Here is a 15,964-nt window from a genome sequence, read left to right as displayed (position 1 = left end):
GTAGCTTATGAAAAGAATTCCGAAAACAAGCCGAGATCATCAAGCGGCTGAACGCAGAGAGCAAATTCTACTTGGCGCTAAGCAATTATTTGCCCAGCATGGGTATCACGGGACGTCGATTCGCGCTATGAATAAGCATATCGGGATTACCGATGGCTTGTTGTATCACTATTTTCCTGGGGGGAAACAGGAGATACTGGACACGATTTTCCGCGAGGCTCAACACACGCGTATGGAGCTCATGGATCAGTTGATTAAAGGGATTCATCCCGGTCAGCCGTTAGAAGAAGCGCTGTATCTGTTCATCTCTAGATTGGTGGAAACTATGATCGGAGATCCGGATTTTATGAAGATTATGCTGCGCGATTCGGATAATATTGTTTCCGAGGATAAGAATTTTATGTCTCAGCTGATTATGCAGCGCCATTTGGCATTAACGGATGCGCTAGCGAAACGAGCGGAAGCCGGCGAAATTCGGGAAATGGACTTCAGAGCTGCGGCTAAGCAAGTGATTTCCGTAGGTATGATGGCTGTTCTAGGGCAATTCACAGCCGTGAATGTGTTGGAGACAGATATCGATAGTTATTTAAAAAGAATGGTCGCTTTCACCGTATCACTTTGGAGAAAGTGATTTCTTTTTTAGTAATTTCGTTCACACAACGTTGAATGAAATAAGGAATTGCATTAGTTTTACCAAATACCAATCTAAGGAGGCATTACAATGAATCATTTTTTTAAGCAAAAACACCCGTATATCGCCATTATTGCCGTGTTCTTCGTCATTCTTCTGTTGGGTATTGCTCAACTCGGCTCAACCGTTAACCCGGTGCCTAAGAACTTACCTGTCGTTCTCGTTCAAATGGATGCGGGTGAGAAGCTTCCGACAGGCCAAGAAATGAATTTTGGTAAACTGATTCAGGAGAAAATAACCGCTGCTCCAGCTCAAGCTGACACCGTGTCTCCACTTAAATGGACAACGTTGGCCAGTGAGCAAGAGGCCATCGATGCGATGGACCGCGAGCAAGCCTATGCGGCGATTGTCATTCCAGCTGATTTCAGTAAGAAACTAGCTAGCTTATTATCTCCACAACCGCAGGCGTCATCCCTAACTGTTTATGTGAATCAGGGGATGAATAACACAGCGGCTACGATGGCGAACGGTGTTCTGAGCCAGATTCTTAATGGCGTTAACGGTCAAGTGAGGGAGCAACTGTTAACGCAAGTCAGCCAAAGAGGCGGCACGCTTACGGTTGACCAAACCAAAGCACTCGCATCACCAATCGTTATTACGAGTAAGAATGTGAATGCTGTGGGCACAAGTAGTGCGAATGGTAATGCACCTGTTGTATTGACTCAACTGGCTTGGTTTGGAGCCATGGTAACAACTTTACTCCTGTTCATGGCAGCTGGAAAAGCAACACAAACAGGCTCACGCTCGCATCGCTTTGGCATTCAAGCTTCCCAATTGCTTAGTGGTGTCGTAATCACCGCGGCTTCTGCTGCCAGTATTCTACTTGTTGCGGGGAAATGGCTGGGCTTATCCATTCCAAATTATTGGGAGATTGGTTTATTCCTTACCTTTGTCGGTTTTGCCTTCTTCTTGTTGCAAACAGCTGTCGTCAGCTGGCTTGGTTTAAAAGGAGTGCCGTTATTCGTACTCGTGTTCTTCTTCGGCGCCCCGGTGCTTTCTCTACCGGCTGAGCTATTGCCATCATTTAGTCATGATTGGTTGTACTCATGGCTGCCGCTTCGCTTCTCTGCGGAAGGACTTCGTGATTTGTTCTACTTCCGTCAAAACTTGAATTTGAGCAGTCCAATGTGGACATTAGTCACGATAAGTGTCGTAGCCGTTGTGGTTATTTTCTTATCTCTGTTGAAAAAGCACGAGCAACCTGCAGCTAAGGTTGAGACTTCACCTTCTATGTAATACGGGTAGTAAAACAAGCCTCCAACCTGACATCCAGGTTTGGAGGCTTGTCTATTTGAGATATCAACGCAAATCATTATAAGATTGTATCTTCATAAAGTGAATGGTAACCGCAGTCCCTTCCCCTTCAGTACTACGAATGGATAGATCATGACCCAGCTTGATCGCCATTTGCTTCGCTAAGTAAAGCCCCATCCCCGTAGAGCGGCTGTGTGTTCGGCCATTTTTCCCTGTGAAACCTTTATCAAAAACCCGACTCAGGTCAGCAGCATCAATGCCTATCCCTGTATCTTGTATGATTAGTCGCTTCTCGGAATCAGTTTCCTCCGAACGGAAGCGAATGATGCCGCCATTGTCCGTGTAAGTCACGGCATTCGCCACAATCTGATTTAAGATATAGCTAAGCCACTTGCTGTCACTGTTCACGTAGTGAGTAAGCTCTTCAATATCCGGACGAATACGTTTGGTAATAAACAGCTTCGCGACTTTCTTGACACTCTCTTTAACAAGTGTGTTAAGCGACAATTCAGAGATGAAATAATCCCGTGAAAAGGAGTCAATACGTGAGTAGTAGAGTGCTTGCTCAACATAGCTATCGATCTTGCTCAGCTCATCTTCGAGCTTATCTACGAGATATTCAGCTGTTTTGCCTGCACGGTTCTCCATAATAAGGCGGCTTGCGGCGATGGGCAGTTTCACTTCATGAATCCATGAGAGGATGAAGTCCTGATGATTTCGGATCTCCGTGTGTAGGAGTTTGGTCTCGTTTCTCTGATCCTTTGAAAGCTGAATCAGCAGCTGGAGATAGATCTCTTGTTCGTTGGTTTGGGGTTCAGGCATCGCCGCGGCGACCCAATCTTGTTGATCGCTTTTGCTCAGAAACTCCTGAAGCTCTTTGTAGAAAGACTTTCGGTAGAAGTAACCGATAGTTATATACAAGGCTGCAAATAAAAAACAACCTGCATTCGTGTAGGTGATATTATTAAGGGCAGCTTGACCTTTTACACTGACAAGCATAATGAGTGAAACGAATAACATCGTCAACGCATACATGCCCATGAAGTATCGTTTATCCTTCAGATAAGTAAGAAAGTTCATGGAATGATGTACCCTTGTCCTTTCTTGGTTGCGATGAAATCATCACGTCCAAGTTCTGCAAGCTTTTTGCGAAGGCGGGTAATATTAACGGTTAACGTATTGTCGTCGACAAAGCTTTCATCTTCCCAGAGCCCTCGCATCATCTGCTCACGACTAACGATTGCGCCTTGATGCTGCATGAGAATGGTGAGAATCTTGAACTCATTTCGAGTCAGCTCCGTCTTCTGATCTCCACAAGCAATATCGCCATCCTTCAAATTCAGAACGATGCCATTATGCGTCATTACATTAGCTGAAGTCTCCATATACGAGTAGGTTCTCCGCAGGAGGGCATTGATTTTGGCCACTAGGACATCTGTGAAGAAAGGTTTCTGGATAAAGTCATCGCCCCCCATATTCATCGACATGACCATATCCATAGGTGTGTTGCGCGAAGAGAGGAAAATAATCGGGACATTTGATAGTTCTCTGATTTGGCGACACCAGTAGAAACCATCGAACGCAGGTAAATTGATGTCCATCAACACGAGATGTGGATTCTCGTTGACGTAAAGCGTGAGTACGGTGTCGAATTGATCCGTGATCACTGTCTCAAAACCCCAGCGGCCTAATGCTTCAGCTACCGTATCCCGTATCGTTTTATCATCTTCCACAATCATGATTTTCACAGAGGGAACCTCCTAAGTACTGACAAATAGTGCGATACCAGAAATGGTAGCACAATCATGACAAAATTGTAAGGTTGCACGAGGACTTGTAAGTTACTTCGATGGTTGAGGCAATGAGAAGGCTGTAAGATAGAGCTATAAGATTCAAACCATGCGTATTGGAGGAGTAACCGATATGAAAACGATTGCCCAAGCAAAGCAACTGAAGAAGGTGTATGGGTCCAAAGGAAATGTATTTACCGCGTTGCAGGATATTGATTTAACGATTACGCAAGGGGAATTTGTAGGTATTATGGGGCCATCCGGATCAGGCAAAACGACCCTGCTGAATATGCTAGCTACGATCGATCAACCTACCTCGGGGGAAATTATGGTGGACGGAGTAAGTCTGATGAAGATGAGTGAGGCTGAGCTGGCGACGTTTCGCCGCGAGAAGTTGGGATTCATTTTTCAGGATTACAATTTGCTGGATACCTTGACTGTAAAAGAAAATATCTTGCTTCCCCTCGCTCTAGCGAAGATGAATGTAGCTGAATTAGAACGCCGCGTAGAGGTGATTAGTAAGAAGTTCGGAATCGATCCGCTGCTAGATAAGTATCCGTACCAAATTTCCGGCGGGCAAAAGCAGCGTACAGCTGCATGCAGAGCCATCGTCTCGAACCCTAGCCTTGTGCTTGCGGATGAGCCAACAGGGGCACTAGATTCCAAGTCGGCGACAGAACTATTAGAAAGCTTGCAGAACTTGAACGTGCAGGATCAGTCAACGATTCTCATCGTGACACATGATGCTTTTGCAGCAAGTTATTGTACACGTGTTGTTTTTATTAAAGATGGTAAATTATTTACAGAGTTAAATAGAGGGACGTCTTCACGTAAGGAATTTTTCAATAAAGTCATGGATGTGCTCTCGGTACTAGGGGGTGGGGCTAGTGACCTTATTTAGCCTGGCCAGAAGGAATGTCCTCGGTAATCTGAAGAACTATTTGATTTATTTTATCTCAATGATTTTCAGTGTGGTGATCTATTATACGTTTGTATCCTTGCGGTATAGCGAGGAGATTGCAGCGAATATGCAAAAATGGGAGGGCATGAAGTCCGTCTTTACCCAAGCCTCCATTATTCTCATCTTGTTTGTAGCGGTATTTATCTGGTATTCCAACTCTTTTTTCACCAAAAAGCGAAAGAAAGAAGTAGGCCTATACGCCTTACTTGGTGTTAGGAAGCGTAAAATTGGTACGATGCTATTTTATGAAAATATGATGATGGGGATTGGCGCAGTTGGCGTGGGGATTGTACTTGGTACATTGCTGTCCAAACTGTTCGCGATGATGTTCCTCAAGCTATTGGATTCAACGGTTGAAGTCAGCTTCAGCATTTCGTCCGAGGCGATCGTGAACACGCTTATCGTGTTTGCAATTATCATCGTGGTGACTTCAATCCATAGCTATCGCTTAATCTATCGCTTTCAGCTCGTGGAATTGTTCAAAGCGGAGCAGGAAGGGGAGCAGGTACCGAAGCCTTCCATTTTCTCGGCCATTCTTGCCATCGGACTCATAATTCTCGGTTATTGGACCGTATTCCAACCCATGACGACCTCTGCGCAGATGGGGCGGAATTTCCTCCTTATTTTCGGCAGCTTGATCGCGGGTACTTACCTGCTGTTTCGGTATGCGCTTATTTACATCTTGAAAATCGCCCAGAAGACGAAATCTCGCTACTATAAGGGCATGAACATGATCTCTACGGCCCAATTGATTTATCGCATTCGCGGGAATACACGGATGTTCACCATGATTGCACTGCTCAGTGCGTTGACACTCTGTGCGGTTACGGTAGGTTCAAGCGCGTTTTTTACAATTACGAATGACGCTGCAGATGAAGCGCCTTTCAGCTACATGCACATTTCGCAAGGAACTAACTTTGATACGCAAGTCAGCACTATTTTGGAGCAGGATAAAGAGCACCCAATTACAGTCAAGCTGGATGTTCCCATCATCCGAGTGAAGGCGGACGTAACAAATTTCTACTATCATCCATCGAGCTATGATGCGAAAGCTGTTCCGATTAAGTTGATTTCGGCCTCCACATACAATAAGACTTCCGATGTGTTGAACCGACAAGGCCTGATTGAACTGAAAGACAACGATATCGCCGTCATTCAGCCGAGATACGCCACGTTTACCGATAATGAGGTGGTCGGAAATACGATTTCGTTCAATTCTCAGGCGGGTAGTCAGACCCTGACGGTGAAACAGCGCATCGTAGGCAGAGTACTCCCGTGGAGCTTCCCGGATGCTTGCTTCATTGTGAGCGATAGCCTGTATGCACAGCTGGCGCCAGGTTCGGATGAGGTCGTGTACAAAGGGTATGTGGTGAAAGATCAATCCTCGACGAAAGTAACCAGCGATACCCTGATGAAGCTGAAAAGCGACCAGAACGGGATGTCCTCGTACTATTTCCAGTATCGTCAAAACATGGAATCCGCAGGGATGGATATCTTCACGTTAGGCTTCCTTGGACTTGTTTTTCTAGCCGCGACAGGGTGTATGATTTACTTCAAACAGCTCACGGACGCCAATGAAGATAAAGAACGCTATGCAATTTTGCGCAAAATCGGTGTTAGCCGCAAGGAAATCCGGACGACTATCGCCAAGCAGACACTATTCGTGTTCATGCTGCCTTTACTGATAGGTGTTGTGCACAGCATCATGGTTCTCAAGGCACTAGCGACGATTCAATTGATTGGTGGAAATCTTCTCATCCCGATTCTAATTACGACGAGCATTTACGCGGCTATTTATTTTTGCTACTTTGTGCTATGTCTCGGTGCCTCTAACCGTATTGTCAGCAGGTAAAATGGTAAACGTGACAGCATTGTTTTCATTCGCAGCACGAACGCTCATCGCGTGATGATCCATGATTTGTTTCACGATAGCCAGACCGAGACCGAATTGCCCTTTACCGCCAGTGCGGAAAGGTTCGAACAGGTTATCTGCGATGTCTTGATCCAGCAGCGGTCCATCATTGCTCATCCTCATTTCAAAATGAGGAGCGGGCTTAACGCAGATACGAATGCAAGTCTCGGCGTAACGGAGTTGATTGTCGAGCATGTTTTCTAACGCGATTTTCCACTGCTCTTGATCACCGATCAATGTGTGCGGAGCGAGCTGCAGCTCCCAGTCCATCTCGGGACGCCGATAGCGGAGACGTTCAACGACATCTTCGATGACAGCTTTGATATCGAACGGATGGAAGGGCTTCTCCTTGGCCGTGAAATAATTCAACTTGTTCAACAGTAACAGATCGCGAATGCGCTTCTCTAGGCGTTCGCCTTCTTTCATAATGACGCCAATACTCGCGCTCAGCGTACCTTTCGGAAAAACACCGTCTTGGATGGACTGCGCATAACTGCGGATCACCATAACCGGTGTTTTTAGTTCATGTGAGGTGTGCTGCAAGAAGAATTGCTGCGCATGATCTTGCTTCACAAGCCGCTGGCGCATCCCTTCGATGGCTTTGCCAAGGCGGCCAATCTCATCTTTGCGGCGGCCTGTATCGATCGGCTCGTGCCAATCGCGCTTGGCCATTCGGCCCACATGTTGCTCCATCTGAACGAGCGGGCGTGTGAAATAGCGGGCCAACAATAAGCAGGGCAGCCAGCTGGCTACGATTAGGCCTACCATCAGCAGCATCAATCTGCCGAACATCGACATAATCAGATCGTTGCGATAGTTGCCCCAAGCGTAGGAAACGATAAAGTTAGGCGTTCCTTGGGTGACTTCTTTTCGAATCACATAGAAGATGCTTTTGTTGTCAATATTGCGTGAGTACTTCTCCACGGGGAGCAGTTGGGCTAAGGCATCTTTCTCCATAGCAGCCATGAATGGCTCTGCTGAATGGAGTGTTGTCGTAGTAGCCGTTGTAGCTGCGATGGCCTCAGCTGCTTGTGTGCCGCTAATGGTGAAATGACGGATGGAAGGGCCAGTCAATGTACTTTCCAGAGGAGCCGTGATCTGAGCAGATAACGTAGAGACTGCCGTCAATGTGCCGACAGAAGTGCTTATGCCCGGCTGTGCCCCCATATTGACCGTGCCGCTGGCTTCGCCACTAGGCACAACAATGACACGGTTACCGAGTGTTGGTTGTTCCTGTGACTTTGTAAGATCTATAGGCTTTTGAGCAATAGGTGCAATAGGAATTGCAAAAGCAGGGCGTGGCTCTGCTAGGGTTGCTTCCACTTGGAGACCGCTTTGTGTATCCAGCAGGATACTATAAAGCTGCTCGGTGAAAAAGCCTTTTAGTGTCCAAGGCAATAATATTGCGAGCAATGTGAAAATCAGCAGGGTTAATGCAGCGAAGGCACTCCATAATTTCAGAGCAAGCGGCCACTGTCCTAGTCGAAGACTCATGCTTTCACCATCCTATACCCGTATCCGTATACGGTTTCTAAGCGAAGTTCAGGTAACTTGCGGCGGATTCTACGCACTAAATCATCGACAACACGATCGGTGCCAAAGTAGTCGATGCCCCATACCGAGCGTAAAACTTGTTCGCGTTCGAGGACTTGTCCTTGATTTTGGACGAAATAGAGCAGCAGTTCAAATTCTTTCGAAGTCAGATCGAGCGTGTTGCCAGCCAGATCGGTTACTAATCGGCCGGGTTCGTCGATGGTGTAGGTGGCGAATGTTGTAGCTGGCTTCACACGTCGCTCGGAAGAAGCAGTCAGAATCCCGTTTCCTTGGTGGCTATGACCTGCATAGACACGTTCGAGTAGCTTGCGTGAACGAATCACAAGCTCACGAGGCAAGAATGGCTTGGCCAAATAGTCATCGCTCCCAAGCTCAAGACCAATAATGCGATCGATATCGGCATCGCGCGCGGAAATAAAAATGACCGGCTGCGTCGGTTGATCAGCTTTAATTTCACGCATGAGCTGGAATCCATCTACGCCAGGCAGCATAATATCGAGGACCCACAAGTCCGGCCGCTCCGAGATGGCTTCTCTAGCTGAGGTTCCATCGGGGAACGAACGCACCTGCCACCCCTCTTTCTCCAAATAGGCCGCTAATACGCCTCGTAAATGTTCTTCATCTTCTACTAAATAGATCCTATACATCATGTATCACGCCTTCCATGCCTTCTATAACATGAGGAAAAGTGGAGCCGAATCGCACCATATGCGACCGGATCCACCTTGCTTATCATTTATTTGTTTTCAGTTTCAGTAGGTTGATTTGCTTTGATATTTTTGGTCATTTCACGCAAGTCTTCTGTTCCCTTAACAAAGTCTTTCAATAAATCTGGCAAGATCGCACGGATAGCTTCTGCATCATCTGCTTCTACCGCATCCGTTAATTTTTGTTGAAGCTTCATGCTCTCAGACTCTACTGGCTTAGCTATCATTATATCACTCGTGACTCCAGCCTCAACTGGAAGAAGACGGGTAATCTGCTCTGGAGTTGTTCCGTCGGACGACTTCGTTATGCTTGTAAGGAAGCCTTTTGTAGGATGAGTTACTCCCTCTGGCAGATCTTTGATCTCGGTAGCTGTGAGAGTCGCTAATGGAGGCAAAGCTTCAATCGCTTTTCCGTCTGTGAAGGAAGTAACAAAAGTAGCACCTTCAGCAGGGATTGCTTGTAACGTACCATCCGTCAAAGCATCTTTACTGATCGTTAGTGTTTGAGCGAAGGAAGGCTTAGGCAGATCCGCCTCTGCTTGTTTCCGATCATCGAGTGCTTTCTTCCAGTCAGCAAGGGTATCTGGTGCGTACGTTGTAGCCAGCATTTTCAAATAGTTGCGCTCATGAGCAGGTTGGTTAAGCAAGCCTACACTCGAAGAGCGGAATTGAAGGGCTGGCACTGCTCCAACAGACTTTACCATTTGAATGGCTTTGGCAGTGGGATGTACTTCACTTGTTGTATCCGCCGCAGATGCACTTACTGCACCGAATGCGATGGTAGTCATAATAGCTAGAAGGCTCGTTTGAACGGCGCGTTTTTTCCATGTTGTTTTCATAATGTGAAAACTCCTTTCGATTTATGTAGCATGCAGGGATGGTTGATTTCCCTTACACCCTTACTGTACCGAAAGATTATGGACATCCTATCGTAAGATTGTGGGAAATTATGTGTTTACGCAAAAAACCACCCCAGAGAAGACCTCGAGGTGGTGCTTTCACGCAACCTTTACATATTCAAATGCAGCTTCCGTGTATTCAGCATCCCCTCAAGGCCCGTAGGGTCTTGGCTCACTTTGTACTGAACGAAAGCTTCAGCTTTCTCCGAGGTGCGAAGACGCAGCGGTTTAGGTTCCATCTCCGTCACGAGCTTGACGACAACATCAGCGACAGACTCAGAGGTTTGCGGTATGGAATTGCGGCTGGCGAATGCGGCCATGTATTGGGTCAAAATCGGCTTGTAGTCGTCTTCTAGGATGCCGCCGGTTTTTTGAACGTGGTCCATGACCGTAGCGTTAAAATTCGTCGCAATCGCACCAGGCTCAAGCAGCGTGACGTCGATACCGAAAGCAGGCTTATAGTAGGTAGCTAAGCTTTCAAGCAAGCCTTCAACAGCAAATTTCGCTGCGCAGTAAATTTCATTGAAAGGTTGACCGACCAAGCCGCCAATACTCGTTGTCGCGATAAGATGAGCAGAATCCGATTTGCGAAGCAAGGGAAGTCCAGCTCGAATCGTATGCATGACCCCGTATACATTCGTATCAAATACGGATTGAATCTCTTCGAAGCTAGCTTGACCCAGCGCCCGCAGGAAACCGAAGCCTGCATTACAGAGGAGCACATCCAGATGCCCATGCTTCTGCTCAATGACGCCGAAGGCTTTTTCCATCGAAGCCGGATCCGTTACTTCCATTTCCATAAAATGAAGATTCGCGACGTCAGCATACTGATCTTGGTCCCGAGTGACATTGCGCGTACCTGCATAGACCGTCCAGCCAAGCTCGGCAAACTTCAGGGCGGTAGCAAGTCCAATACCTGAAGATGCCCCCGTAATAGCCATAATTTTATGCATATGATGAACTCCTTACGTGTTTATTTATTTAACTGTTTAGAAACTAAACAATACAACTGCTTATCGAATTCGTCAACTGGAAAATGAAAAACCCCAACGATTGTCGGGATTTTAGACAGGCATTTTAGCTAGCAGCTGTTGCAATGTCGCGAGCTCTTCCTCTGTATAGGAAGTAAAGAGTTGTTCGATTTTGGTATTATACGCAGCGAGTATGTTAACTATGAGCTCGTTGCCTTTATCCGTCATCTGCAGGAGGTGACTGCGGCGACTTGTCGGATGGGGTTTGCGGGCGAGCAGGCCCTGTTCCTCCATTTTATCCAACAACTGTGTAATCGCTCCTCGGGTTAATCCAAATTCGTTGGCAATATCGACGGCGATGCAATCGGGGTGCTTACGCAGGTACTCTAGGACGTACATCATGATCGGTGATATTTGAAATTGAGGCAGCACCTGCGTTAAGTAGGAGGAAATGACATTCTTGATCTCGCGAAATTTGGTCGTCATCCATTCATGTTCAGGTGTCATAGGTGTCATACAAAGCCGCCCTTTATGATTATAGTCTTAAACCAGTATGCCAAAAAAAATGACCCACAGCAACGGGCTGTGAGTCTAAGTTTATATTTTAAAGGGGGGTTGGTCTTTATTATAGGCAAGTTACATTAAAACAACATGAAAGTTAGATTTCATTTTCATTACAATTTTGACAGTGGTAAAATAAGTGGGAAAGCCAAGCATAAGCTTGGGTTGGAGAGCGGGGTATTTGAAGTGAAGCATTTTTCGATGAGATCACATTTAACGATAACTTTTGCCCTTATGGCTTTGATTCCGATCCTGATTCTAGGCGGTTTCCAGGTTTCTCAAATTAAACATATTACACAGGAAACGAATCAAAATCAGCGTCAGACGACATATCGCCTCGGAGATGCGGTCGAAGCGTACATGTCTTATCATCGCAATGCGGTTGAAACTTTGGCTGCTACGATTTCGGCCTCGGATGCTGCATTCAGGACCCGAGAAAGCCTGACGCTGAAGCTGCAATCGCTGCAAGAGAACTTGGAGGGATTTACAGGCATTTATGTGGTGGATGATAAGGGGAGCATCAAAGCGACACATCAAATGTCCATGGACTTAATTGGTGTAGATGTTAATGATCGGGACTACACCAGTCGGGTGAGGGCCGGACAGAAAGCTATTATTTCTTCGTTATTTACAGGTCCAGAGAGCTTGAATCAACCAGCTTTAGCTATTTCCGTACCGATTTACAAAGGGAATAAACAAGTGGATGGTTTTGTTCTGGCTGTGTTGGAGCTAGCTCCTATTAAGACGCTTGTAACGAAATACGATTACGGGACAGAGACGTATCCTGTTGTGCTGGATCATGCAGGCAAGCCTATTTATCACCCGAATGCTGCGTTAACGGCGTCCATGGCGGATTTATCGAAAGAGCCAGTTGTGGCAGATGCCAAAACGTTAAAACAAGGAGAAGGCACCTACACGCTAAGCACTTCATCACATAAAGAACTCATTACCTATAAGCTGATACCAGACTTGAATCTCATCGTTTGGGTAAGCCGATCAACAGCAGCTGTCAACGCAGCTTTCACCGAATCATTACGGATCACGTTGCTTTTGCTAGTTTTCACACTCATCTTAACCGTGCTGCTAGGCAGTCTGTTGGCCCAGAGGCTAAACGGGACGATCCATGCTTTAGTCGGCTATACACAGCGACTAGCTGGAGGATCGTTCGCCCAGCCTGATACGAAGGTCGTGCCGCGGGGAGCCCCATCGGAGCTGCATCAGTTAGCGGAGCATTTCTTCCGCATGGCGGCACAGATTAAGGAGAACCAACGCGCCTTGCTGCAGCTGAATAGCGAGCTTGAGCATCGCGTAGAGGAGCGAACACAGCGATTACAGGACGAGCATGCGACATTGAATGCTGTCCTAGAAAGCATGTCCGATGCGATCGTCTTGATTGATGTGCAGCATAACGTGCTGTATGCCAATCATCAGATGGCAGAAAGCTTCGCAATTCCGATGGGCGAATTAGCCCATATGCCTGAGGCTGATTTATTCGAGCGGATCGCCGAGCTTTTGACGGACGACCAGGAAAAAGTTCAGCTGAGCAAACTGACGGCGGAGCCTAGGATTCAGAGCGCTTTAACCGTGAATACCGTGCAAGGCAAGCCTCGATTTATGATGGTATCTGCATTTCAAGTTGCGCGGGAGGGGCGGGTTTTTGGCCGTGGTTATGTATGGCGGGACAGAACGAAAGAGCATGAAATTGACGCGCTGAAGAACGATCTCATTTCACTCGCATCGCATGAATTCAAGACCCCGATTACGAGTATCCGCGGTGGTGTGGAAACATTGCTGCGCAGGGACGCGCACTGGGATGAGGACTTTAAGCTGGAACTTCTAGAGGGTATCCATGAAGACATAGGCCGTATCCAAGATCTTATTGATGAGTGGCTGGATATTTCCAAAATCGAATCGGGCGCGATGGGCATTCATCCACAATCGTTGAAATTAACTGCTGTGATCGAAAGTGCTAGAAACAGAATGCCTGAAGAAATCAGCGCAGCGAGGCCTCGATTCGAAGTGGGGTTGCCCGCAGAAACACCGTTGGTATTTGCAGATAAGCTCCGTATGGAGCAAGTTTTCTTGAACTTGTTTATCAACGCGGTTCGTTACAATGAGCGGCAACCGATCATAAGCGTAACCTCCCATGCGGATGATCAGTATGTCTACGTTCACGTGCAAGATAATGGCATCGGTATTGCAGAGGAGCATCAAAGCAAATTGTTTGATCGCTTCTATCGCGTAGATGTCTCATCAAGCCGCCAAACGGGGGGAACAGGTCTGGGTCTGGCCATTTGCAAAGGGATTATGGATGCCCATGGTGGAACCATTGGGGTTGAAAGCCAGCTGGGTGAAGGGAGTCGTTTCACATTGATGATACCGCGATTTAATGGGGGAGATGAGCTAGCATGAGCGCAAAGAAAATCATGATCGTTGACGATGAGCCCAAAATCATCCGTTTCATTTCGGCGAATCTGAAATCGTTAGGATTCGAGACAGTCGCCTGTCAGAGCGGGAGCGAAGCGTTGGAAAAGGCAGAAGCAGCTGATCCGGACCTGATTTTACTCGATCTAATGATGCCAGGGATGGATGGCTTCGAGGTTTTAAGCAGACTGCGCACCTATTCAAGTGTGCCGGTCATTATGCTAACCGCAAGGAGCAATGGTGCGGATAAGGTGCAGGGCTTGAATCTCGGTGCGGATGATTATTTGACCAAGCCCTTCTCGTTGGACGAGCTGTTTGCCAGAGTCAATGCGGTGCTTCGTCGTTTGGATGGGCGCATGCCTGCCACCTCTACAGTAAGCGAATTGACCGTTGGACCTGTGAATGTCAATTTGGCTCAGCGACGCATTTGGGCAGGAGACACCGAAGTGAAGTTTACGGAGACGGAGTACAATCTGTTTGTTCTGTTGTTGCAGCATGTAGGAAAAGTGATGACACATGAGCAGTTGTTGAGCGAAATTTGGGGAAGCGAGTACCGCGATGAGGTCGAGTATTTGCGCGTTACCATCGCGCGGATTCGGCAGAAGCTGAAGAGCCACACCGAAGGGCAGGACCAGATTGTGACCTACCCTGGTGTTGGTTATATGGCGAAGGGGGATTGATTTTCTAGTGATACGGACGATAATTCGTGAAAATTACTGTCTTCCAGGCAAATAGATGGATTTTATACAGTTAAATATTAATATTTTACGGAAAACCGGAAATTAAATGGAAAAAATGTAGTTAATTTCCTCTGATTTAGCTATTTGTTACTAAAAAGGTGGATTTAACTACATATTTTCCAGTTAAATCAATTATTCTAGTGAACCTGGCCTAAATAACTGTATATTTTCCAGTTAATTCAAATAACAGGTTGACTCCAAGTCAGAAACTTTGCAACCTCGTCGTCTAGTTGAAACTAGTTATTTCGTCAATAGCTGCACATCCAGCGGGTAATCAGGCAACTCGAACTCACGCGTCGTGCCTGCTGACAGGTCTACCACTGTCATCCCATTCCAGCCCGTATCGGCATAAGTGACGCCCCCTGTGAGGTAGGCATAGCGTCCATCAGCGCTGCTGGCGACCATTTGATGCATGCGGCTTAACGGAAGGATCTTTTCTGCATAGGTGTTCACATCAAGCACAGTCAAATTAGGCTTACCCGTTGCGCTGCCAGCCGATCCGATGCCAACGATCAGCAACTGTGTGCCGTCCGGGGTAAGCGTAACACCCTCTTGGTGTGTGTTCCCCGTCAGGGGTTCGGTTGTGTAATTGCCGCTCTTCGGATCAAGCACCACTAGGCCGCGGCCTTGGTAAGGGAGAAGTAGGCGGCCATCTGAGCGGACAGCGGCGTAGTGCGGCTTCTCGAAGCCGCCTTTACCGAAAGGAGCAGCCTCTAGCGTGCGGCCTTTGAGGGCAAAAGGATCGACAGCCGTCACCGTATAGCCGTCATGGTCGATACTGTATACTTCGCGGCCGTCGAGGCTGGTTACGACATCAAAAGGTCGAACGCCAACAGGCACTCGGCCTGTCATCGTGAGCTTTTCGGTATCCAAAATCTCAAGCTGACTCTTGCCGCCACTGAGATAGACACCGATATAAGCGAATTTACCATCTGGCGATACGGCAATGCCCATGCCGCCAGAGCGATATTCGCCAAAGTTTGGTTTTCCCACATTAGCCTGATAAGGGACAAGGGCAAGCCGTGTACGAAGCTTCGTATCGATAACGGCTACACCTTCAGCTGTCGACACATATGCGCGATGATTGCGCCCCTCTGCGATAGCAAAAGGGGCTTTACCTACGACAAGCTTCTCCATCTTGCCAGAAGCGGGATCGAGGAACGACATGTAGTCACTTTTCGAGTGTGTCACCATGAGGGTTGTAGCGGTAGTCGCCGAAGGCGAAGGGTTTGGTGTCACAGGCAAGGAACTTGGCGCAGGTGTTTGTGCGGCAGCGGCAGCAGCAGCAGTTGGAGATGGCATTGATGTTTTTGTCGGAGTGATGCTGCCCACTGCACTCGGCTGAGGGCTGCTACAGCCAACCAAGACAAGAAATAGCGTGAGCGGTGTTAAGCGTGCGAATAGCGTTTTATTTGTGAATATCATATCGATGGTCACCTCTGGATTTAGAGTGAAATAAGTTAGGGAAACAGTACCTGTGGATAAGTTTAGCAAACAAAG

General features: G+C 47.3%; 15 protein-coding genes. 7 read left to right on the top strand and 8 right to left on the bottom strand.

Translation table 11 applies throughout. The annotated features are described in order from the left end of the window. The first annotated feature begins 7 nt into the window (after positions 1-7). Positions 8-631: a TetR/AcrR family transcriptional regulator gene (locus J2736_RS22810; protein ID WP_310500897.1), complete on the top strand. Its 624-nt coding sequence runs from the start codon at positions 8-10 to the stop codon at positions 629-631. 90 nt (positions 632-721) lie between these two features. Continuing rightward, the gene (locus J2736_RS22805; RefSeq protein ID WP_310500896.1) at positions 722-1,927 is read left to right on the top strand and encodes a YhgE/Pip domain-containing protein; all 1,206 of its coding nucleotides are present in this window, start codon (positions 722-724) and stop codon (positions 1,925-1,927) included. A 63-nt stretch (positions 1,928-1,990) separates the two neighbouring features. Here the strand turns inward: J2736_RS22805 and J2736_RS22800 are convergent, their stop codons facing one another. Both J2736_RS22800 and J2736_RS22795 read right to left on the bottom strand, forming a co-directional pair. Beyond that, on the bottom strand, positions 1,991-3,025 hold the full coding sequence (locus J2736_RS22800) for a sensor histidine kinase (RefSeq protein WP_310500895.1): 1,035 nt from the start codon (positions 3,023-3,025) through the stop codon (positions 1,991-1,993). After that, positions 3,022-3,693 carry a response regulator transcription factor gene (locus J2736_RS22795; protein ID WP_310500894.1) on the bottom strand — a complete coding sequence of 224 codons (672 nt, stop codon included), beginning with the start codon at positions 3,691-3,693 and terminating at the stop codon, positions 3,022-3,024. Before J2736_RS22795 ends, J2736_RS22800 begins: the two co-directional genes overlap by 4 nt. 175 nt (positions 3,694-3,868) lie before the next feature. Here J2736_RS22795 and J2736_RS22790 point away from each other — a divergent pair, with 175 nt between their 5' ends. After that, the gene (locus J2736_RS22790) at positions 3,869-4,636 is read left to right on the top strand and encodes an ABC transporter ATP-binding protein (protein WP_310500893.1); all 768 of its coding nucleotides are present in this window, start codon (positions 3,869-3,871) and stop codon (positions 4,634-4,636) included. After that, a complete protein-coding gene (locus J2736_RS22785) occupies positions 4,623-6,548 on the top strand; it encodes an ABC transporter permease (protein WP_310500892.1) in 1,926 nt (641 codons plus the stop codon). Before J2736_RS22790 ends, J2736_RS22785 begins: the two co-directional genes overlap by 14 nt. Here the strand turns inward: J2736_RS22785 and J2736_RS22780 are convergent. From J2736_RS22780 to J2736_RS22760, 5 genes are all read right to left on the bottom strand, one after another. After that, the gene (locus J2736_RS22780; protein ID WP_310500891.1) at positions 6,510-8,102 is read right to left on the bottom strand and encodes a HAMP domain-containing sensor histidine kinase; all 1,593 of its coding nucleotides are present in this window, start codon (positions 8,100-8,102) and stop codon (positions 6,510-6,512) included. The two genes, J2736_RS22785 and J2736_RS22780, sit on opposite strands and share 39 nt — an antisense overlap. Next, positions 8,099-8,812, bottom strand: a complete 714-nt coding sequence (locus J2736_RS22775) for a response regulator transcription factor (protein ID WP_310500890.1) — start codon at positions 8,810-8,812, stop codon at positions 8,099-8,101. Before J2736_RS22775 ends, J2736_RS22780 begins: the two co-directional genes overlap by 4 nt. 86 nt (positions 8,813-8,898) lie before the next feature. Beyond that, complete coding sequence (locus tag J2736_RS22770) at positions 8,899-9,708, bottom strand: hypothetical protein (RefSeq protein ID WP_310500889.1); 810 nt, start codon at positions 9,706-9,708, stop codon at positions 8,899-8,901. A gap of 170 nt (positions 9,709-9,878) precedes the next feature. Continuing rightward, complete coding sequence (locus J2736_RS22765) at positions 9,879-10,721, bottom strand: SDR family oxidoreductase (RefSeq protein WP_310500888.1); 843 nt, start codon at positions 10,719-10,721, stop codon at positions 9,879-9,881. 111 nt (positions 10,722-10,832) lie between these two features. Then, positions 10,833-11,255, bottom strand: coding sequence for a MarR family winged helix-turn-helix transcriptional regulator (locus J2736_RS22760; protein ID WP_310500887.1), 423 nt, complete (start codon positions 11,253-11,255; stop codon positions 10,833-10,835). A gap of 135 nt (positions 11,256-11,390) precedes the next feature. On the opposite strand from J2736_RS22760, the gene J2736_RS22755 reads away from it, so the two are divergent. Further along, positions 11,391-13,712: a sensor histidine kinase gene (locus tag J2736_RS22755; protein ID WP_310500886.1), complete on the top strand. Its 2,322-nt coding sequence runs from the start codon at positions 11,391-11,393 to the stop codon at positions 13,710-13,712. Then, positions 13,709-14,404 carry a response regulator transcription factor gene (locus tag J2736_RS22750; protein WP_310500885.1) on the top strand — a complete coding sequence of 232 codons (696 nt, stop codon included), beginning with the start codon at positions 13,709-13,711 and terminating at the stop codon, positions 14,402-14,404. Before J2736_RS22755 ends, J2736_RS22750 begins: the two co-directional genes overlap by 4 nt. A gap of 300 nt (positions 14,405-14,704) precedes the next feature. On the opposite strand, the gene J2736_RS22745 is transcribed toward J2736_RS22750, so the two are convergent. Further along, the gene (locus tag J2736_RS22745) at positions 14,705-15,631 is read right to left on the bottom strand and encodes a YncE family protein (RefSeq protein WP_310500884.1); all 927 of its coding nucleotides are present in this window, start codon (positions 15,629-15,631) and stop codon (positions 14,705-14,707) included. Positions 15,632-15,656: 25 nt separating this feature from the next. Here J2736_RS22745 and J2736_RS22740 point away from each other — a divergent pair, with 25 nt between their 5' ends. After that, positions 15,657-15,809: a hypothetical protein gene (locus J2736_RS22740; protein WP_310500883.1), complete on the top strand. Its 153-nt coding sequence runs from the start codon at positions 15,657-15,659 to the stop codon at positions 15,807-15,809. Positions 15,810-15,964 lie beyond the last annotated feature (155 nt).

This window comes from Paenibacillus qinlingensis, from assembly GCF_031455095.1.
Taxonomy (GTDB): domain Bacteria; phylum Bacillota; class Bacilli; order Paenibacillales; family NBRC-103111; genus Paenibacillus_E; species Paenibacillus_E qinlingensis_A.
The sequence above is the reverse complement of the archived record's forward strand: the minus strand, read 5'-3'. Positions and strand labels throughout refer to the sequence as shown.

What these genes read in the sequence shown, in the direction of transcription:
- J2736_RS22810 (WP_310500897.1), top strand. Translation starts at nt 8, where the DNA reads ATGAAAAGAATTCCGAAAACAAGCCGAGATCATCAAGCGGCTGAACGC.
- J2736_RS22805 (WP_310500896.1), top strand. Translation starts at nt 722, where the DNA reads ATGAATCATTTTTTTAAGCAAAAACACCCGTATATCGCCATTATTGCC.
- J2736_RS22800 (WP_310500895.1), bottom strand. Translation starts at nt 3,025, where the DNA reads ATGAACTTTCTTACTTATCTGAAGGATAAACGATACTTCATGGGCATG.
- J2736_RS22790 (WP_310500893.1), top strand. Translation starts at nt 3,869, where the DNA reads ATGAAAACGATTGCCCAAGCAAAGCAACTGAAGAAGGTGTATGGGTCC.
- J2736_RS22780 (WP_310500891.1), bottom strand. Translation starts at nt 8,102, where the DNA reads ATGAGTCTTCGACTAGGACAGTGGCCGCTTGCTCTGAAATTATGGAGT.
- J2736_RS22775 (WP_310500890.1), bottom strand. Translation starts at nt 8,812, where the DNA reads ATGATGTATAGGATCTATTTAGTAGAAGATGAAGAACATTTACGAGGC.
- J2736_RS22770 (WP_310500889.1), bottom strand. Translation starts at nt 9,708, where the DNA reads ATGAAAACAACATGGAAAAAACGCGCCGTTCAAACGAGCCTTCTAGCT.
- J2736_RS22765 (WP_310500888.1), bottom strand. Translation starts at nt 10,721, where the DNA reads ATGCATAAAATTATGGCTATTACGGGGGCATCTTCAGGTATTGGACTT.
- J2736_RS22760 (WP_310500887.1), bottom strand. Translation starts at nt 11,255, where the DNA reads ATGACACCTATGACACCTGAACATGAATGGATGACGACCAAATTTCGC.
- J2736_RS22755 (WP_310500886.1), top strand. Translation starts at nt 11,391, where the DNA reads ATGAAAGTTAGATTTCATTTTCATTACAATTTTGACAGTGGTAAAATA.
- J2736_RS22750 (WP_310500885.1), top strand. Translation starts at nt 13,709, where the DNA reads ATGAGCGCAAAGAAAATCATGATCGTTGACGATGAGCCCAAAATCATC.
- J2736_RS22745 (WP_310500884.1), bottom strand. Translation starts at nt 15,631, where the DNA reads ATGTCGTTCCTCGATCCCGCTTCTGGCAAGATGGAGAAGCTTGTCGTA.
- J2736_RS22740 (WP_310500883.1), top strand. Translation starts at nt 15,657, where the DNA reads ATGAGGGTTGTAGCGGTAGTCGCCGAAGGCGAAGGGTTTGGTGTCACA.